Genomic DNA, 18,996 nt, shown 5'->3' on the forward strand with positions numbered 1-18,996 from the left:
CACCTGCAGATAAACAAGCCCATCGTCGAGCTTGTTTAGTGAGATCAGCTCTTCGTGGATCTCCTTGAGGCGCGTCGCACTCGTATCGAGCACCATTCCCACTTCGTTCAGGAATCTCATCAAACGCGCCATATGTGCGTCGAACTCGAGCATGCGTCCCTGCATCACGGAGGTCACTTCGTAGACGCCGTCTCCCATTGTGAAGCCGCGGTCGAAGATCGACACGGCGGCTTCGGATTCGGGAACAAATCGTCCATTCACATAGACTATACGCATACGCTGTGTGCACCTCAGTGAAACAGTCTTCTTCTGGCGGTATCAATCGACTATGTGCACCAGAACCCCATCAGAGAGGAACATCTGCAATGACCTGCGAGAACGCATCCGCAACGTAGGGCAAGTTCCTGTCGTTGAGCGATGCTATGCAAATACGTCCGGTCGTCATGATGTACACTCCAAAATCCCTCTCGAGGGCCTCGGCGTGCCGCTCTGTAAGCCCCGTGTAGGCGAAAATTCCACGTTGTTCAACTATGTGCGAGAAATCCTGGTCAGGTAGAGCACCGTGTAAAGCACCGTGCAAGCTTGAGCGCACGTCAACCAAGCGGGACCGCATGGCATCGACTTCAACTATCCACTGATTTCTCAATTCGGCGTCTGAAAGCACTGAAGAGACCAGCCTACTGCCATATTGCGGAGACCAGATGTAATTTCTGGATATGATGGTCTTCAGCTGACTCAGGACATTTCCCGCCTCCTCATCTCCAGAGCACTTGATCATAAGAAAACCGCATCGCTCGCCATACAACGAAAATACCTTGGAGTAAGTTCCACTGACGACGAAGTCGATGCCACGTCGGGCGAGATCCTGGACCACGAACAGATCATTCTCGAGCCCATCTCCAAATCCCGGATAAGCCAGATCAACGAATGGAATCAACTCTCGAGACTGAATGACATCAAGTATCTCACGCCATTGCTCCTGGTTAGGGTCCACACCGGTCGGATTATGGCAACAGGGATGTAGTAGCACGATGTCATTTTTCTTCAAGCTATGTAAATCCTCGAGCATACCTTCGAAGTCCAGCGCCCGGTCCCTAGGATTGAAATAGCGATATCGATTTACCTCCCACCCCGCTCCCTCAAAGAATCCAATGTGGTTGTGCCACGTCGGATCACTGACTTGAACCGAATTTCCGGGGAAAAACTGTTTGAGGAATTCAGCGCCGACTCTGAGCGCAGCACTTCCGCCCACCGTTTGAACGATTGCCAGCGAATCCCGAAGCGTTTCGAACGCCGAACCAAGCAGGAAGCGGCCTGTCTCGGTGCGATACGTGGCGTCGCCGTCAACCGGAGGATAAGGTGACGGGAGATCACCTGCATTCACTCGGCTAGCCGCGGCACGAACTGTTTCAAGGACAGGGACTTTTCCCTCGTTATCCTGGTAAATTCCAATGCCCAGATTCACTTTGGCTGGCCGCTCGTCGCGGATGTACCTCTCTGTCAGGCCGGTTATGGGGTCGCCGTGGTGAAGTGGAATTTTGGAGAACATGACTGCTCCGGTTTGAAAGAAAGGCAAGACAGCGATGAGACGACGTTGAAACCCTCTAGCGCGCGATGGTCACCTGAACAGAGCCGACGCCTGAGAATTCGGCCCTGACGACATCGCCGGGAGCGATCGGCGTTTGCCGGATAAAAGACCCTGTCATGACGAGATCGCCATCGCCTAGTTGACGTCCGTGTTTCTCGAGAATCTTCTTCATCCAAAGGATTGAACCGAGCGGATTGCCTTCCATGATCACCGCCCCCGTGGCGGACGCCCGCTCTATTCCGTTAAAAAACTGTTTGCAGACGACACGGCTGTAGTCAAAGTCGACTTCCGGTCTGATTGGCCGGCCAAGCACGATTCCGGTATGTTCAGAGTTGTCGGCAATAGCGACACCCAGATCCGACATTGGCACGCGTTTCTCGATGTATTCAAAGGCCGGATAAACGAAACCCACAGCCGAAGCAACATCGTCGAGATTTTTGGCCGTTTGGATCTTGCTGTTTAACCGGAAGGCGAGTTCGCATTCGATATGCGGTCCGATTAGCGTATCGATAGCCAGTACGGCATTAGCCCAATGCACGTTTTTTTCGAACACTGTGCCGTAGACGGGCTCGGTCAAGCCAAGCTGCTTCTGAACTGCCTTGCTGGGAGCTCCGACCTTCCATCCGAACCGGCGAACGCCGTGGTCGGCGTAGCGGTCTCCCACATCCAACTGCACAGCGTATCCTTCCTCGGGAGACAGCTTTCCGCACCATTGACGCGGAGTCGGACGGGAGTTCCATGCCGCATCCCAGAAATCATTGAAAGCGTTCCGCGATTCGTTCATTCTGTTCTCCTGATGTTTTACTTTAGTCTGCCCACTATTCCCGTATCGGGTTTAGCACAAGGGGGGACCGTACCGGCATTGGCAGATTGACGGAAAAGATTGTCCTCCGATAGCGGAAACTATCTTTGGAGAAAATTGCTCTTTAATCCGCAAGATCGGTGAAAGCAGCGTTAGTCGATGAGGACGGTATCCTGTTTGCAATTCACGGAGCGCTGGTGCCGAAACATCCGGCGGCGGCCTCGCGGTTCGAGGCCGCCGCCCGGTGCTATCGTGCGAACGCGACAACAACCTGACGCTGCGTGCCGAGCTTTTCGACTCCCAGCGTGACGACGTCGCCGGCCTTCAGGAACTGAGGTGGATTGAATCCCATGCCGACGCCGGGCGGCGTGCCCGTCGTGATCACGTCGCCCGGAAGCAATGTCATGAATTCGCTCAGATGGCTGACGATTTGTGCGACGCCGAAAATCATCGTCCGCGTATTGCCGATCTGCTTGCGCACGCCGTTCACGTCCAGCCAGAGATCCAGATTTTGTGGATCGCCGACCTCGTCCGCCGTGACCAGATACGGGCCGATCGGGCCGAACGTGTCGCATCCCTTGCCCTTGTCCCACTGGCTCCCGCGCTCGAGCTGGTACTCTCGCTCACCGACGTCGTTGACGATCGCGTAGCCGGCCACATGATCGAGGGCGTCGTCGACCGACACATATCGTGCGCGCGTCCCGATGACGATGCCGAGCTCGACTTCCCAATCAGTCTTCGTCGAACCGCGCGGCAGCATGATGTCGTCGTCGGGCCCTTGAATCGAGCTGGTCGCCTTCATGAAGACGATCGGCTCCGACGGAATCGGCATCTTCGCCTCGATCGCGTGATCGGTATAGTTGAGACCGATTGCGACGAACTTTCCGACGTCCGCGACCGGGCATCCGAATCGCGGGGCGCCGCCGACGATCGGCAGTGTTCCGGCGTCGAGCGATCGCAGCCGCGCGAGCGATGCGCGGTCGAGCGTGACGCCTTCGATGTCCTCGACTTCGCCGCTCAGGTCCCGCAGCCGCCCTGCCTCGTCGATCAGACCCGGCTTCTCGGCGCCATATTCGCCATATCGAACTAGCTTCACTGTGTGTTCCTCGACGTAGGGAGAAATTGTTCGGATGCTAGACGCGGGCTGGCGCCGGAATTTGTACAAAATTGACTTCCGATTGCAGGACGGCCGAGCAATCCGACAATGGGCACTACCGCGTCGCGCTCGGAGGAACGCCGAAGAACCGGCTGAATTCGCGACTCAGATGCCCTTGGTCGGAATAGCCGACTTCGATGGCCACGCGCCGAAGCGGTTTTCCCTTCAGCAGCAGGTGCTTCGCCAGCTCCACCCGGCGCTGGATCAGATACCCGTGCGGCGCGAAACCGAACGCCTTCTTGAATTCGCGCAACAGGTGGAACGCGCTGACGCCCGCGACCTCGGCGAGCACGTCCAATGACGGATTGGCCGCGACATGCGCGTCGATATAGTCGCGCGCGCGCTTGACGGCGCCCGGGATCGTCGCGCCGAGCTGCACACGCTGCGATTTCCGTCCGTGCCGGATTGCCAGCTGGAATATCGCGCCGGTCAGCCGGGACCCGACCTCGAGGCGCGTCGCGTCCATCGATTCCGAACACGCATGCGCGTGCTGGATGAGTTGTAGCGTTTCGGGATCGTCGATGACGGTATCGGGAAAATGCAGATCGCGGGCGATCCGGTTGCCATCGGCATCCATGAGAAGCCCCTCGAGACTCGACCTGCCGATGTACAGCATCCGGTAATCCCAGCCGGACTCTGTCGCCGGGCCGCCCTCGTGTGCCGCGCCGGGATTCACCACGCAAATCCTACCCTGCGGCATCACTACCCTTTCGCCGGCCACGTAGATGAAATCCTGCGCGCCGCGCTCGATGAACCCGATCGCGAATTCGTCGTGCGAATGCGGCGGAAACCGGTGCGTTCGATACGCCGCGCGCAGCATCTCGGCGTTGCCGAACGAAGGCTCTCGCCACAGCTTCGCGACGTTCGGCGAACGCGACGCCTCCGGGCGCCCGTCGCTGCTGAAATTCCAACTCTTCCTTGACACGAAAACCCCTCTTGCGCGTTCCGTCAGCCTGGCGAATACGGCCAGTCGGCGACGCGCAGCGCCGGTTCCGGCAGAGTGAACAGCGGCAAATCCGAATCCTGCGGCAGGCAACCTCTGCGCTTTTGTAAGAAATTGCGGTTTTTCGCTGCCTGCGATACGGCGGCGCACCGGTACATCGCCACGGCCGCCCAGACACCCGGGTTCCGATACATCATGATAGGCCGGCACTCCGTGGCGTGCCCGTCGTCGTTGCCGCCGCCGGCAGTACGTCATGGCCGGATCGCGTCACTCGCAGTTCAGACGTCGGCATGACCTTGACGTATGCGAAAGGGCTCTAGAGGTTCAAGCGTTGCGAAATACCGGAGTCCATCCGTACGTCGCATCGCTTGATCTGCCGCAGCGGGTAATCGTGAAGATCTGAAGCTTCGGATATTCACGAGTCACGGCCGCCCCTCATCAGGGCAAGAGCTGGCGCAATCACGCCTTCCAACAGGGTTCTTTCGGGGCGAACCCGAGCCAGGACGCGAACGCCCATGAGCACGCCGAGGAGATGCCGAGCGAGCACTTCCGCGGGCTGCGACCGCGTGATGGTTCCGTCGACCTGGCCCGCGTTGATGCAATGGAGGAAAAAACTTTCGATGCGAGCGAGAGCGCCAGCGATGCTTTTCCGGAATTCGGGATCATGCGGTGCCATTTCCAGGGCTGAATTCACGAGCATGCAGCCTTTGTGCTCGCCATCATTCAACGAGCGGCTCAGGATTTCGTCGAAAAAGGCGCCAATGGCCTGACGAGGCGGGAGCGCTTCGCAGCGCCGTATGCGCGCCATCACGCTGCTCTCGACGTAGTGATCGAGCGCTGCTCTGAAAAGTCCGCGCTTGTCGCCGTAGGCGTTGTAGAGGCTGGCAGCGGTAAGTCCCGTCGTATCGATCAGGTCTTTCACCGAGGTCGCCTCATAACCGCGGCTCCAAAAACACTGGACCGTCGCGTCCAAGGCCGCGGCCTCGTCGAATTCTCTCGGTCTCGCCATCCCTTATCCGATCCCGTCATGGCTCAGCGAGCTTGCCGTCCTCGCTGCAATGCTTCATTATAGAATGACTGTTCTAAAACTCAAAGCCACACGCTGAACGTGGCCTTGCGTACGAACCCGCGCGAGCGCACCACGCAATCAAACCGCTTCGCAAACCAAACCTGAGATGGCCGCCATGATCCGTTTTTATTTCCATCCCACTCCGAACCCGGCGAAGATCGCTCTCTTTCTTGAAGAGGCGGGCCTCGCTTACGAGGTGATCCCGGTCGATACCAGCAAGGGCGAGCAGCACGCGCCAGCCTTCCGTGCCATCAGCCCCAACGGCAAGGTGCCGGCCATCGTCGACACAGAGGGACCGGCCGGCAAGGAGGCGCGCGTATTCGACTCCACGGCGATCCTGCTCTATCTGGCGGAGAAGACCGGCAAGTTCCTCGGCTCTGCGGAAGACCGGCCAGCGCTGCTTTCCTGGCTCCTCTTTCTCGCATCCGGTCTCGGCCCGTTCTCCGGCCAAGCCGTGCACTTCCAGTTCGCCGCGCCGGCAGGCCTCGACTATGCGGTGAACCGCTACCGGCGCGAAGCCGAGCGTCATTACGAGGTGCTGAACGATCACCTCGAAGGGCGGACGTACATCGTCGGCGAAACGTTCACCATCGCAGACATTTCGGCCTGGGGATGGCTCGACCGCGCTTCGCGCGTACGCAAAGACGCGGACGACCCTCTCGGGCCGTTCCCTAACCTCAAGCGGCTTTTCGAGACCGTCGATGCGCGGCCGGCCGTCGCCCGCGCGCGCGCCGTCGGCGAGGGCCACCCGTTCAAGAAGACTAATGACGAAGAGACCAAGCGCGCGCTCTTCCCGTCCAACTATCCCGCGGCCGCCTGAGCCGGCCCCGAACCCATTCAGGAGAGACTATGGCGGACTCCCTCGACTACACGCCCCCGAAGGTCTGGACGTGGACCAAGCCCAACGGCGGCGCCTTTGCGAGTACCAACCGGCCGATCGCCGGGCCGACGCATGACAAGGCGCTGCCTGTCGGCCGGCACCCACTCCAGCTCTACTCGCAGGGCACGCCCAACGGCGTCAAGGTCACGACCATGCTGGAAGAACTGCTGGCCCTGGGCCATGCCGGCGCCGAGTATGACGCCTGGCTGATCAAGATCGGCGACGGCGACCAGTTCGGCAGCGGTTTCGTGGCGGTCAACCCCAACTCGAAGATCCCGGCCCTAGTGGACCACAGCGGCCCGAAGCCGATCCGCGTGTTCGAGTCGGGCTCGATCCTGCTGTATCTGGCGGAAAAGTTCGGCGCCTTCCTCCCGACGGACGTCGCAGCGCGCACCGAGACGCTGAGCTGGCTGTTCTGGCAGATGGGCAGCACCCCCTATCTGGGCGGCGGACTCGGCCACTTCTATGCCTACGCGCCGACCAAGATCGAATACGCGATCGATCGCTTCGCCATGGAGGTGAAGCGCCAGCTCGACGTGCTCGACCGGCGCCTCGCCGAGAGCGAATACCTCGCCGGCAGCGACTACACGATCGCCGACATCGCGACCTTTCCCTGGTATGGCGGGCTCGTCAAGGGTTGGCAGTACGGGGCGGCGGAGTTCTTGAGCGTGCAGGACTACAAGAACGTGCAGCGCTGGGCCGAGGCCGTCCTGGCGCGGCCGGCGGTCAGGCGCGGCCGCATGGTGAACCGTACGAGCGGAGCGCCGTCGGAGCAGCTGCACGAGCGCCACGACACGAGCGATTTCGACACTAAGACTCAGGACAAGCTCGCAGGAGCAGAGTCTTGAAGATTGAAGACAAACGTGTCCTGATCACCGGCGGCTCGAGCGGCATCGGCCTCGCGCTCGCGCACGCGCTCCTCTCCAGGGGCGCGAAAGTGGCCGTCACCGGCCGGCGCCCCGACGCCCTCGCGCACGCGCTGCGGGCGCTGCAACAAACCGCCCCGTCCGTCTCGAGCATCGCCGCCGACCTAGCGACGCCCGATGGCCGCGCGGCGACGATCGAGCAGGCCGTCGCCGCGCTTGGCGGGCTCGACATCCTCGTGAACAACGCCGGGGGCGTCAGGGCCGGGCGCCTTGAAACGATTCCCGAGGCCGAACTGCAGGCCATGATCGATGTCAACCTCGTCGCGCCGATCCTGTTGACACAGGCGGCGTTGCCGGCACTGCGGGCGAGCGGCGATGCAACGATTGTGAACATCGCCTCCGGCATCGCCTTGATCGGCGCACCGTTCTACGCGACCTATGCCGCGACCAAAGCCGGGCTCGGCCGGTTCGGCGAGGCACTCCGGCGCGAACTGAAAGGCGAAGGCATCCATGTCTTGACCGCCTTTCCCGGCGGCACCGACACGCCGATGATGAAATCGAATCGCGCCGGGCCAGATCTGGGTTTCGCGCGCGAGCCGGCCTCTGCCGTGGCCGACGCCATCGTCGAGGGTATCAAGACGGACGCCTTCGAGGTCATCCGCGGCGGCGAGGCGCGGGCTCGTATGATCGCGCTCAATCGCGACGACCCGGCGGCCGTCGACGAGCGGTTCCTGGGCCTGAAGCCGGCCCTGGAAGAGGCGGTGAAGGACCATTCGGCGCTCTGAGCGAATACTGCTTCATGCGGCGCCGGCAGTGGCGTAATTCGGCCGCGCGGAGCAAACCGCGCGGTTGCCGCTCAGCCGGTGTGCATCTGCTTCAACAAGCCCGGCAACCGATCGAGACATTTGATGATGTGATCTGTCTGAGCGCGCACCATCACAGACTTGCCTTCGACACTTCGCGGCTATTGATTAGCGCTCGACTCGAGGCGGGCTGCGAGCGCTGTCCAGCGTCGCGATGCGATGTCCATCGCTTGCATTTTCACGTGCCCAAAGCCGCGAACCTCTGCCGGCAGCTTTGCTATTTCGTGGGCCACCGACATGTCGAACGTGGTGGCCGCCCGGGAGCCAAGGGACTCAACGAAAGCCATATACAGATTCCTCCATTCGCGTTCTCTCCGGCGCTCCTCATTACGGCCGAACGGGTCAAGCGGCGTCTCACGAAGCCATTGCATCCGGCCGAGGACAGACATCGGCCATCGAATCCATTGTCCGTATTGACGCTTTTTGACGTCCTTCCCGGTACCGAGCGTCGGAGGAGCAAGGTGATAGCTCAAGCGGACACCCGCCCCGAATCTGTCCTCGATCGACTTGCGGAAGTCCGCCGACACGAGCATGCGCGCGACCTCGTACTCGTCCTTATAGGCCATAACCCGATAAAGCTGCGTCGCCAGAGTCGTCATCAAGGTATCCGGCACTTGACGGCCGGCCTGCTCGAGCAGACTGCGATATTGGTTTGCATACCCCGCATTCCAATATTCCTTGAGGCGGATTGCGCGGTCGTCGATCAAATCGGAAAGTGATTGTGAGACCGGCACCAATGCTTCTTCCGCGAGGAGCGAGCGCGCCAGAGTCGGGGCGGATATCAGATGGCAGCCTACTCTGAATGCCTCGAGATTTTTCGCGACGGCAGTTCCGTTGAGTTCAATGGCGCGTTCGATACTCTCGCGAGCGAGTGGGATTCGACCTGCTTGCCACGCCATTCCGAGCAGCATCAGATTGGCGAAGATCGCGTCGCCGAGTATGCGCGTGGCCAGCCGGGCAGCGGGCGCTGCTACAACGCTTCCCGCGTGCACCTTGCCACGAAGCCGTCCGAGGAGGTCTTTGACTGGTGCAGACCAGTCGCGCGAACGAATGAACTCCGACGTAGGCGAACCGTCCTCGTTCACGATTGCGAGTCCATCGGGGCGCAGCCGAGAGAGGGTTGAGCTGCTTCCCGCGACCACGGCGTCGGCGCCGATCAGGAGATCGCATTGCCCGGCCGCTACCCGAGTCGCTGAAATCGCTTCGTCCTTCAGCGCAAGCTGAACGTACGAGTAGACAGTGCCTCCCTTCTGGGCCATGCCGGCCATGTCCATGACGCGCGTCGCTTTTCCTTCGAGGTGCGCCGCGGTACCAAGAAGCGCGCCGATCGTCACCACGCCAGTGCCACCCACACCAGCGACGACAATGCGAAATGGTGTGTCGAGCGCCGGCGTGCGTGGCGCGACCGGCCACCCTTCCGGCAATCCGGCAAATTGGGCTGGTCGCTTCACGTCTCGAGTATGGACGGTCACGAAACTCGGACAGAACCCGTCGACACATGAGAAGTCTTTGTTGCAACTACTCTGATTGACCTGTCGCTTGGTGCCGAGAGGCGTCTCGAACGGCTCAACGGATAGGCAATTCGACTTCTTTGAACAGTCCCCACATCCTTCGCATACCTCACTGTTGATGAAGACTCGTTCGTCGGGATCCGGATACTCGTTCCTCTTTCGCCGCCGACGCTTTTCGCTGGCACAGGTTTGAGCGTAGATCAGCGCGGTAACGCCGGGAACGTCACGCAGGTATCGCTGCACCGCGTCCAGTTCACTCCGGTGGCGCACCGTTACACCGGGTGCGAGCCCATCGGCGCTAATCAGGCCAGGTTCATCACTGACGACGATTTGCGCCCCAACGCCCTCGGCCGCCAGTTGTCGGGTCAATCGAGCGACGCCGAGCCGACCATCGACGTGCTGCCCCCCTGTCATACCGACCGCGTCGTTATACAGGATCTTGTAGGTGATGTTCACCTTTGCCGCCACAGCCTGTCTGATGGCCAAGTATCCGGAGTGGAAATACGTGCCGTCCCCCAAGTTGGTGAAGACGTGAGGTTCTTTGGTGAACGGTGCGGTTCCCACCCAGTTCGCGCCTTCGCCCCCCATCTGCGTAAAGGTTTCAGTCCGCCGATCCATAGTCAGCGTCAGGAAGTGGCACCCGATCCCACCCAGTGAGCGGCTGCCACTCGGTACGACCGTCGAGGTATTGTGGGGGCAACCGCTACAAAAGTAGGCCTTGCGTTCCGCAATATCAATGACTTTACGGGACTCGCGCTCGGCATAGTCGATCTGCAAAAGACGCTGCTCAATATGCTGTCGGATGTCTTCCGGCAATTCGAAGCGGAGCAGCCTCGCAGCCAGCATCCTGGCGATGGGTTCTGGTTGAAGCTCGTAGTGACTGATCAGTGGCGCCTCACCGCGGGGAGTACTCCATTCGCCGTGCCCATCCGTTGACTTGCCGATGACGCGCGGACGCAGATAGTCCGGCAGTGCGTACAGTTCGTCCTTGATTTGTGCTTCAAGAATTGGACGCTTTTCCTCGACAACGATGAGTTCTTGAAGGCCTGCGGCAAACACGCGCAAGCCGGCCGGCTCGAGCGGCCAGATCATGCCAACGCGAAATAGGCGAAGTCCGATACGCCGCGCGGGTTCCCCTTCGAGACCGAGGAGCCTGAGAGCTTCGACGGTGTCAAGATAGCCTTTGCCGCTCGCCGCAATCCCAATTCGCGCATTTGCACACGGCCATGTGACCTCGTTGATCGCATTGGCGCGCGCATATTCGAGAGCAGCAGGCAGCTTGTACTGATAGAGACGCTCCTCCTGCGCGAGGGAACGGTCTGGCCAACGGATATTGAAACCACCCGAAGGAATCTGCGCATCGAGCGCGACGTTCGGCGCCACTCGCCGAAGATTGACGTCAACCGATGCCGAGGTCTCAACAATCTCGCTCACGAGCTTCATGGACGTCCACAATCCCGTGGCGCGTGACATTGCTACAGCATGGACGCCGAAGTCGAGTATTTCCTGTACAGAAGTCGGATAGAAAATGGGGACTGCGCAGCCCATCATTACGTGTTCCGACTGATGCGGGATGCTCGACGACTTGCACGAATGGTCGTCGCCGTAAAGCGCGACGACGCCTCCGTGTTCTGCAGTGCCGGCAAGATTCGCATGTCGAAGAACGTCACCCGACCGGTCAACACCGGGTCCCTTGCCGTACCACCACCCCACGACGCCATCATATTTCCCCTGTCCGGCAAGCTGCGCCTGCTGACTCCCCCATACGGCGGTCGCCGCGAGGTCTTCATTCACGCCGGCCTGGAAAACAATTTCGTGCTTTTTCAAATGCTTTCCGGCCTGCCACAGTGCCGTATCCAGGTTGCCTAGCGGCGAACCGCGGTATCCCGAAACGAAGCCCGCGGTCCTTAATCCGTTGGCGGCGTCGCGCCGATTTTGGGCAAGCGCAAGACGTACCAGGGCCTGGATTCCGGTCATATAGGCCGAGCCTTGATCCGACGAATACTTGTCGTCGAGCGTCAACTCTGTTCGCTTTGACGTCTCGTTCAGCTTGTCTTCCTCATGGACCTTCATGAACCCGCTCCTTACATGCATTTATCTCGTATATCGAAATAACACTTGTACTTTTTTTGGCCGTAACGGTCGCTTACTGCGACATCCGAATGGACTGCATTGACCGTCAAACTTTTTAATCGGATAGACCCGACCTAAGCCTGACTTTGCGCCACGTCAACCCACTCTGCGCGGACGAGCTGAATCAGGCGATCGGGAGCGATCCGAAGTGCGGCGTTGGTAGCGCCAGCCGCCGGCAGGACGATATCGAACTTCTTCAACGTCACGTCAGCAAAGATTTTCAGTTTGTGCGGCAAACCAAACGGACACACGCCTCCCACCGGGTGACTTGTCCACTCGACGACCTCGTCGGCGCTGAGCATCTTGGCCTTGCCCTTGAACTGATCCTTGAACTTCCGGTTGTCAATCTTTGCGTCACCGCCGAGCATGAGCAAGATGACCTCATCTTTCAGCCACAGCGAGAGCGTCTTCGCAATCTGTGCAGGCTCTACGCCGTGCGCCTGGGCAGCCTCTGCTACCGTCGCTGTACTCGTTGGTTTTTCCAGAATCTCAAGATCAGGCGCATGTGCGGACAGAAATGCGCGGACGGATTGCAAACTCATGTTCTGACTCTCTGATATCGCGTTGTGTGTGATGGAGCGTTCGCCCGCTCACGCCTTGAGACGGTTCATCAATCCCCCAAGGCGCTCGATGGCTTCCTTCAGGCTGCTGGCGGATGCCGCGTACGACAGGCGAACGTGGGTGTCCGCGCCGCAGTGGCCGAAATCCTTTCCGGGTGTCAATGCGACATGGGCATCTCGAAGAGCACGTTCGCAGAATTGCCATGAAGTCAGCCCGGTGCGGCTCACGTCGAAATAGACAAAGAACGCCCCATCGGGTGGAGCTGAAACAGGCAGGCCGATGCGCGCAAGACCTTCAAGCACTAGCGCGCGTCGCTGGACGAGCTCGATCCGTCTTGCCTCGCAGACAGCCAACGACTCTGGCGTGAAACACGCCAATGCCGCTTGCTGCGCTAGTGTCGAGGGACAGATGTAGTAATTCTGAGCGAGTCGCTCCATAGTCGGAACCAAAGCGTCGGGTACGACACACCAACCGAGACGCCAACCCGTCATGCCAAAGTATTTCGAAAAGCTGTTGATAACGATCGCATCAGGATCGAACGACAGGACGGTCTGAGGTGAACGCCCTTGCGAGTCGGGATCGGACAAGTTCAAGTAGATCTCGTCCACAATGCGCCAAGCGTCATTGCTGCGCGCCCACTCGCAAATTGCGTTCAACTCGCTCGATGGAATTGATGTGCCCGTCGGATTGGACGGGGTGGCGATCAACAGCCCACTTGTTTTCTCCGTCCAGTTTGCGCGTACGGCCGCGGCGTCCAATTGGTATCGTGTGGCCGCATCGGTCGCCACGAGCTTGACGTGTGCACCGAAGCTGCTAAGGAACTGACGGTTGCAGGGATAGGATGGATCACCCACAATCGCTTCGTCGCCAGGATTGACCAGAGCCGCCGTGACCAGCAGCAACGCCGCCGAGGCCCCAGCAGTAACGACAATCCTGGCCGGGGCGACGTTGACTCCATGAGCATTCCGATAAAAGCCGGCGATGGCTTCACGCAGCTCGGGTATGCCAAGTGCCGAGGTGTACGCGAGCGATCTGCCATCCATCAAATTGCGCGCAGCCTGGATCACGGCAGGAGGCGCCCCAAAGTCGGGTTCCCCGATGTTGAGCTTGATGATGTCGCGCCCCTGCGCTTCCAAGGCCGCAGCGTGTTTGCCGAATTCCATTGCAAAGAACGGAGCGATGGATTGTGCGCGTTGAGATATTTTCATAGTGCGTGATAGATATGCAGATTCTCGCCCGACACCCAAGCTGTTAGCAGGTAACCATGGCCCGCCGCACGACTTTCTGCGCCGCGGGCTGGCTGACGGTCACGGCCAGCGTTCCATAGTGCGAACCCCACGAGCCGGTGCCGTTCGGGCTGCGAGTGTTCAGGAACACGTCCACCACCTCCTGGGTGCTGTGCCGCAACAGTTCGGCACCCTGAAGAACACGCGCGACCACCTCGGTCATTGGACGAGCGAGAAACTCATTGCCCACCGCCGCACGCATCAGGCGCTCGGCATGCTGCACCAAGGCATCGAATCGCGTGTCCTGGCCGGCCAGAGGCGCGACTTCATCGAGCAGAGCGTGGATCGTGCCGGAGTCCTTCATCATGGCGCGGCGAACGTCCATGCACATCATGTTGGCCGTTCCCTCCCAGACACTGTTGAGCGGCGCTTCGCGATACAAGCGCGCCATCGGGTTTTCCTCGATGAAACCATTTCCGCCATGGCACTGAAGTGCCTCGTAGGCGATGGAGGGCGCACGCGAGCAGTTGAAGAACTTGGCCGCTGGCGTGGCCACACGGGCCAGCAGCTTTTCGTGCTCGCTTGCCGCCATCAGGTCCGTAGCCTTGGCCACGCGCAGGGCCATCAGCGTGGACGCTTCGACTTCCACGGCCAGATCCGCCAGCACGTTGGTCATCATCGGCCGATCCGCAATTGTCGTGCCGAAAGCATTACGGGTCGTGGTGTGCCGCAGTGCCAGGGTCAGTGACTGGCGCATCAGGCCGGCAGAGCCGATCGCAAAGTCCAGCCGAGTCAGATGAGAATGGGAGAGGATTTCCCGAATGCCACGACCTTCCTCGCCGACGCGGATAGCCAGCGTTCCCGCGTATTCCACCTCGCTGGACGCATTGGACTTGTTGCCGCACTTGTCCTTGAGCCGTTGCACGAAAAATCGGTTGTAACTTCCATCCGGCAACGTGCGCGGCAGGAAGAAGCAGGTGACATCACCATTGACCTTCGCCAGCGTAAAGAACCCGTCAGACTGCGGCACGGAGCAGAACCATTTGTGGCCGGTCAGCTCGTACCAATGCGCCGTTGCGCCGTGGTAGTCATCCGAATGCGAGTAGCGTGCAGTGGTCTGCGTTTCGCGCAGATCCGAGCCACCTTGCTTCTCGGTCATTGCATACCCGATCACGACCGACGGTTTGTCGCCCACTTCGCGGCGGCTGAATTCGTAACTCGTGCCTTTGGACTTTTCCGCCCAAATGGCGAGTGCCGGCTCGGCTTCAAAACCGGCGTGGGAGGCGTAGGCCATCCCTGTAGGGCAAGCACTGCCCTGCTCGACTTGATTCCAGAGGTAGGACAGCACAGCACGGGCGAAGTGGCCGTTCTTCTCGTTGGTGCGCCAAGCGAGATTAGGTACCTCGTGTTTCCATGCGAGCGACATCAGTTCATGCCAGCTCGGGTGGAACTCGACCCAGTCGATGCGATTGCCAAAGCGGTCGTGAGTTTTGAGTTCGGGCGTGTAACGGTTGGACAGACGCGCCAAGTCCTGCACATACTCGTCCCCGGCAAGCGCGCCGAGTGCTTCGCATCGGCCTGCTGCCCACGGAGCCTCCCGGTCGATGGCTGCGCGGAGCACCGTGTCTCCGGTGAAGGCATTGAAGCCGTTGGCGGGCTGCGCCTGATTGAGAACAGGGTGCGTGCTGTAGCGATCGGCGGGCACTTCGAGCATGCCGGTCGGGACCGGATAGTTCATCGGAGTCTCCAAGCGAGTTATCAAACCGTGGGGGGTGGAATAGCCACACTGGTGCAGGCCAGTCTGGCGATCTGGTCGGCCAGCATGGCCACTTCACGCTGGTAAATTTCCGTCTCATGGTGCTGCTGACGATTCAGCGGTGACAGCGGACCAATCAGACCTTCCATGAACCCTCCCACGATGACGGAAGCGGCAATGTCAGGCTGGACATCGGATCTCATTTCTTCGGCCGACTGCCCGTCGGCGATGATCGAACGGACCACCTCGCTGATCGCGGCCCGGTACGTCAGTCGGGCCTCGTCGATCTCTTTGTCGCACGGTTCGGCGATAAGCGCGTAGGCCAGACGCGAGTTGCGCATGGCACGTCTCACGAACGTCGCCACTGCAGAGTGCAACCGGGCGATGGCCGTGCCATCCGAATCCGCGATCTCGGTCAGCACATCCACTTCGCGCTGAGACACCGCCGACAAAACCTCGGCAAAAAGCTCTGCCTTGGATGGGAAGTACCGGTACACCGTGCCGGTGGCTATGCCGGCAGCCGCCGCGACACTCGCGACCTGCGCCTCCATCCAGCCGCCTTCACTTACGAGGGTGCGGGCGGCTTGCAGGATACGACTGCGGTTGTCCTGCAGGCGTGCTTCAACAGCGGGAGTTTGACGATAGGCCATGAAAGAAATGAATCTAGATTCACCAATGAAATGAATGCTAGTTCATTTTTTTGCTTCGTGCAAGCACGTCAGCGCGAAGACTGCATCACCTCAGAACGTTCCGTGACAGACGCCATGGATATTGGGGAAGCGCCCTCCTCTACCGAGAGGCCGTCGTACGATCATAATTCCCATGTGGCATATTATTCATGACTATAATTCGCTTTGGGAATTACAGACTGAGGGCTATGCTAAACGGAAGTCGTTCAGAATCAGCGATGCCGCAGTCCCCACGGCAGACCTGCGTGGCCGCAATTGATAGAGGAGAGAGCTATGCCACTCGTACGCATCGATATTTCGAAGGATGCCAAACCCGAGGTGGTCAAGGCTGTTAGCGACACGGTATACGAGGCCATGCTCAACGTCGCGAATGTCCCGAAGAACGATAAGTTCCAGGTCATTTCCCGGCACTCGTCAGATGAACTCGTCTACCCGGCCGAAGGTTATCTGGGTATCGATTACACCCCCGGTATTGTCTTCATCCAGGTTACGTGGAATTCCGGTCGAACGATCGATGTCAAGAAAGCCTTCTACAAGGCAATCGCTGACGGAATTCACGCAAAGACTGGTCTGCGCAAGCAGGACATCGTCATCAACCTGGTTGACGTCGCACGCGAAGACTGGTCCTTCGGAAATGGCGACATGCAATACGCGCCGAAGGAATGACGAACGGCAACGATTTGTCGAATAACGGCGGAGCGCCCCGCTCCGAGTCGCGCTTTCCCAGCGGGGCGCGGCGTACCCGAAAGCTCGCAAAGCAGCACGCCTAGGGTGGAGTTTCAAACCGGCGTCAGTTGTACGAAGAAACATCGCTAAAGCGTCGACAGAAAAACCTTACCAACCCCCGCCACAGTCCGCGATTCGATCATTCGCGGCGAAAGGTCGTCTGACGCGGCGTTCGTCTATCGGATGTCTCGTGAGCGCGCGGCGCGGCGCACCGAGGTTAGTTTCACTAAGGTGAGGACATGATGCTGTTCGACGATTTGAGAGATGACGAGTGGGCGCTAGTCGAGGCGTTGTTCTGTGCGGAACCCGCACGGGGCGAACGACGCGGACGCCGTCGCGTAGACGCGCGCGTAGTCCTCAATGCCGTGCTCTGGGTGCTGACGACCGGCCAAGGCTGGTCGAAGCTGCCACGTCACTGTCCTTCCGCGCCGACCTGCCGGCGACGCTTCGAAGTGTGGCAGGCAGACGGCACGCTGGCCGAAACCGTGAAGCGGCTTTCAACGTGCGGACGTCAGATCTCGGTGCGCGGCCGCATCGGCACCGCGGCCGTCAAATCGCTGGCGCCGCCCAGCCGCGACCGCCTGCGCGGCGCGTTCTGGACGAACCCGGAATCGTGGCGCGCCCCCGATACGATGGCCCTGAGCGGCCTCGCCCGTCCTTTGTCCGGCGCCCGTCGGCCAGACGACGACCAGTTGATCAAATAGCTCAACGCAAGCCGGAGACGTTGCCCAAAGCGCCCGAGCTCGTGCGCAGCCGGCAGCTCTGAGAAAAGCGGCGTCGCCGCTCCACATTCGCGCCACGGGCAAATCCCTTAGGGGCGCCTCATCGAGTGAGAAGAGCGGGCCGTTACCCCCCCTTAAAGGACGCAACATGAACCCGCCGAAACACGCGAGCGCTCCGGCGCCATTGACTGGCTGGCAATTCACACTTGGCACGTTCGCTGTATCCCTCGCCACCTTCATGTTTGTGCTGGACACGTCGATCGCCAACGTCTCGATCCCGACGATCTCCGGCGACCTGGGCGTGTCGGTCGACGAAGGCACGTGGGTCATCACGGTGTTCGCCGCGGCCAACGCGGTGTCGATTCCGCTGACCGGCTGGCTGACGCAGCGGGTCGGACAGGTGAAGCTTTTCGTCGTTGCGATCCTGCTGTTCGTGCTGTCGTCGGCGGCGTGCGGCCTCGCGCCCAGCCTGCCCGTGCTGCTCGCGGCGCGTATCCTGCAGGGCGTGGTGGCCGGGCCGCTGGTGCCGCTGTCGCAGTCGCTCTTGCTCGCCTCGTTTCCACGGGAAAAAAGCTCGAGCGCGCTGTCGCTGTGGTCGATGACCGCAGTGGTCGGGCCGATCGCCGGTCCGGCCTTGGGCGGCTGGATCACCGACAACTACAGCTGGTCGTGGATCTTCTATATCAACGTGCCCGTCGGCCTCTTCGCCGCTGCGGTGATCTGGGCGCTCTACCGCAAGAGCGAAACGCCGTCGCGCAAGCTGCCGGTCGACAAGGTCGGGCTCATCTCGCTCATCGTCTGGGTGGGCGCGCTGCAAATCATGCTGGACAAGGGCAAGGATCTCGCCTGGTTCGAGTCGCCCGTGATCTGGGTGCTCTCGATCGTCGCGCTGATCACATTCTTGTTCTTCCTGATCTGGGAGCTGACCGAGGCCAAGCCGATCGTCGACCTGCACCTCTTTACCAGACGCAACTTCCTGGGCGGCACGGTGGCGATATCGGTCGCGTACTCGATCTTCTTCGCCAACCTCGTGATTCTGCCCACCTGGATTCAGGAGTATCTGGGCTACCGGGCCGTCGACGCGGGGCTCGTGACGGCGCCGCTCGGCATCTTCGCGATGATCCTCGCGCCGGTGATCGGCAAGATCATGCCGAGGTCGGACTTGCGGGTGCTGGCGACACTCGCGTTCCTCGGCTTTGCGGGCGTGTTCTTCATGCGCTCGCTCTACACCACGGACGTCGACCCCTACACGCTCGTGCTGCCGACGCTGCTGCAGGGCATCCCCGTGGCAGTGTTCTTCACGCCGCTCACGGCGATCATCCTGTCGGGCTTGCCGCCCGAGAAGATCCCGGCGGCCGCGGGTCTGTCGAACTTCACGCGGATCTTCGCCGGCGCGGTGGGCACGTCGCTCCTCAATAACACCTGGAATGACCGGACGATCCTGCACCATGCGCGGCTCGCCGAGCAGACCAGCGTGAACAATCCGGCCTATGTGCACGCGCTCG

The 18,996-nt window shown here is 60.4% G+C and carries 17 protein-coding genes; 6 read left to right on the top strand and 11 right to left on the bottom strand.

The annotated features are described in order from the left end of the window. From J3489_RS35870 to J3489_RS35895, 6 genes are all read right to left on the bottom strand, one after another. On the bottom strand, positions 1-225 hold a 225-nt coding region (locus J3489_RS35870), incomplete at its 3' end, for an aminotransferase class IV (protein ID WP_207005548.1). A gap of 121 nt (positions 226-346) precedes the next feature. Next, complete coding sequence (locus tag J3489_RS35875) at positions 347-1,549, bottom strand: amino acid aminotransferase (RefSeq protein ID WP_207005549.1); 1,203 nt, start codon at positions 1,547-1,549, stop codon at positions 347-349. A 55-nt stretch (positions 1,550-1,604) separates the two neighbouring features. Beyond that, the gene (locus J3489_RS35880; protein ID WP_207005550.1) at positions 1,605-2,372 is read right to left on the bottom strand and encodes a 2-keto-4-pentenoate hydratase; all 768 of its coding nucleotides are present in this window, start codon (positions 2,370-2,372) and stop codon (positions 1,605-1,607) included. A 265-nt stretch (positions 2,373-2,637) separates the two neighbouring features. Continuing rightward, a complete protein-coding gene (locus J3489_RS35885) occupies positions 2,638-3,486 on the bottom strand; it encodes a fumarylacetoacetate hydrolase family protein (RefSeq protein WP_207005551.1) in 849 nt (282 codons plus the stop codon). A 115-nt stretch (positions 3,487-3,601) separates the two neighbouring features. Further along, entirely contained in the window at positions 3,602-4,471 is an 870-nt protein-coding gene (locus J3489_RS35890) for an AraC family transcriptional regulator (RefSeq protein ID WP_207005552.1), read from the bottom strand. A 433-nt stretch (positions 4,472-4,904) separates the two neighbouring features. Continuing rightward, positions 4,905-5,498: a TetR/AcrR family transcriptional regulator gene (locus J3489_RS35895; protein ID WP_207005553.1), complete on the bottom strand. Its 594-nt coding sequence runs from the start codon at positions 5,496-5,498 to the stop codon at positions 4,905-4,907. A gap of 175 nt (positions 5,499-5,673) precedes the next feature. On the opposite strand from J3489_RS35895, the gene J3489_RS35900 reads away from it, so the two are divergent. The 3 genes from J3489_RS35900 to J3489_RS35910 are packed head-to-tail and all read left to right on the top strand — an operon-like array spanning position 5,674 to position 8,089. Further along, positions 5,674-6,378, top strand: a complete 705-nt coding sequence (locus J3489_RS35900; RefSeq protein WP_207005554.1) for a glutathione S-transferase family protein — start codon at positions 5,674-5,676, stop codon at positions 6,376-6,378. Between the two features lie 29 nt (positions 6,379-6,407). Then, positions 6,408-7,286: a glutathione-dependent disulfide-bond oxidoreductase gene (gene yghU / locus J3489_RS35905; protein ID WP_207005555.1), complete on the top strand. Its 879-nt coding sequence runs from the start codon at positions 6,408-6,410 to the stop codon at positions 7,284-7,286. Beyond that, complete coding sequence (locus J3489_RS35910) at positions 7,283-8,089, top strand: SDR family NAD(P)-dependent oxidoreductase (protein WP_207005556.1); 807 nt, start codon at positions 7,283-7,285, stop codon at positions 8,087-8,089. The genes yghU and J3489_RS35910 overlap by 4 nt, the downstream gene beginning before the upstream one ends. 179 nt (positions 8,090-8,268) lie before the next feature. Here the strand turns inward: J3489_RS35910 and J3489_RS35915 are convergent, their stop codons facing one another. The 5 genes from J3489_RS35915 to J3489_RS35935 form a co-directional block, all read right to left on the bottom strand. Beyond that, positions 8,269-11,751, bottom strand: coding sequence for an indolepyruvate ferredoxin oxidoreductase family protein (locus tag J3489_RS35915; RefSeq protein ID WP_207005557.1), 3,483 nt, complete (start codon positions 11,749-11,751; stop codon positions 8,269-8,271). 134 nt (positions 11,752-11,885) lie between these two features. Further along, a complete protein-coding gene (locus J3489_RS35920) occupies positions 11,886-12,353 on the bottom strand; it encodes a YbaK/EbsC family protein (protein WP_207005558.1) in 468 nt (155 codons plus the stop codon). 48 nt (positions 12,354-12,401) lie between these two features. Further along, a complete protein-coding gene (locus J3489_RS35925) occupies positions 12,402-13,580 on the bottom strand; it encodes a pyridoxal phosphate-dependent aminotransferase (RefSeq protein ID WP_207005559.1) in 1,179 nt (392 codons plus the stop codon). 43 nt (positions 13,581-13,623) lie between these two features. Continuing rightward, a complete protein-coding gene (locus tag J3489_RS35930) occupies positions 13,624-15,336 on the bottom strand; it encodes an acyl-CoA dehydrogenase family protein (protein WP_207005560.1) in 1,713 nt (570 codons plus the stop codon). Between the two features lie 20 nt (positions 15,337-15,356). Further along, positions 15,357-16,004, bottom strand: a complete 648-nt coding sequence (locus J3489_RS35935; RefSeq protein WP_207005561.1) for a TetR/AcrR family transcriptional regulator — start codon at positions 16,002-16,004, stop codon at positions 15,357-15,359. 312 nt (positions 16,005-16,316) lie between these two features. On the opposite strand from J3489_RS35935, the gene J3489_RS35940 reads away from it, so the two are divergent. The 3 genes from J3489_RS35940 to J3489_RS35950 all read left to right on the top strand — a co-directional run. Next, entirely contained in the window at positions 16,317-16,709 is a 393-nt protein-coding gene (locus tag J3489_RS35940; RefSeq protein ID WP_207005562.1) for a tautomerase family protein, read from the top strand. Positions 16,710-17,008: 299 nt separating this feature from the next. Further along, positions 17,009-17,473, top strand: coding sequence for a transposase (locus tag J3489_RS35945; RefSeq protein WP_207005563.1), 465 nt, complete (start codon positions 17,009-17,011; stop codon positions 17,471-17,473). Between the two features lie 166 nt (positions 17,474-17,639). Continuing rightward, positions 17,640-18,996 (top strand): DHA2 family efflux MFS transporter permease subunit (locus J3489_RS35950; protein ID WP_374193521.1); only part of this gene is annotated, 1,357 nt, incomplete at its 3' end.

The sequence above is a fragment of the Trinickia mobilis genome (assembly GCF_017315705.1).
In the GTDB taxonomy this organism is placed as follows: Bacteria; Pseudomonadota; Gammaproteobacteria; order Burkholderiales; family Burkholderiaceae; genus Trinickia_A; species Trinickia_A mobilis.

Coding starts and splice junctions, on each gene's coding strand:
- J3489_RS35895 (WP_207005553.1), bottom strand. CDS start 5,498: ATGGCGAGACCGAGAGAATTCGACGAGGCCGCGGCCTTGGACGCGACG.
- J3489_RS35880 (WP_207005550.1), bottom strand. CDS start 2,372: ATGAACGAATCGCGGAACGCTTTCAATGATTTCTGGGATGCGGCATGG.
- J3489_RS35940 (WP_207005562.1), top strand. CDS start 16,317: ATGCCACTCGTACGCATCGATATTTCGAAGGATGCCAAACCCGAGGTG.
- J3489_RS35930 (WP_207005560.1), bottom strand. CDS start 15,336: ATGAACTATCCGGTCCCGACCGGCATGCTCGAAGTGCCCGCCGATCGC.
- J3489_RS35900 (WP_207005554.1), top strand. CDS start 5,674: ATGATCCGTTTTTATTTCCATCCCACTCCGAACCCGGCGAAGATCGCT.
- J3489_RS35915 (WP_207005557.1), bottom strand. CDS start 11,751: ATGAAGGTCCATGAGGAAGACAAGCTGAACGAGACGTCAAAGCGAACA.
- J3489_RS35935 (WP_207005561.1), bottom strand. CDS start 16,004: ATGGCCTATCGTCAAACTCCCGCTGTTGAAGCACGCCTGCAGGACAAC.
- J3489_RS35875 (WP_207005549.1), bottom strand. CDS start 1,549: ATGTTCTCCAAAATTCCACTTCACCACGGCGACCCCATAACCGGCCTG.
- J3489_RS35925 (WP_207005559.1), bottom strand. CDS start 13,580: ATGAAAATATCTCAACGCGCACAATCCATCGCTCCGTTCTTTGCAATG.
- yghU (WP_207005555.1), top strand. CDS start 6,408: ATGGCGGACTCCCTCGACTACACGCCCCCGAAGGTCTGGACGTGGACC.
- J3489_RS35945 (WP_207005563.1), top strand. CDS start 17,009: ATGATGCTGTTCGACGATTTGAGAGATGACGAGTGGGCGCTAGTCGAG.
- J3489_RS35920 (WP_207005558.1), bottom strand. CDS start 12,353: ATGAGTTTGCAATCCGTCCGCGCATTTCTGTCCGCACATGCGCCTGAT.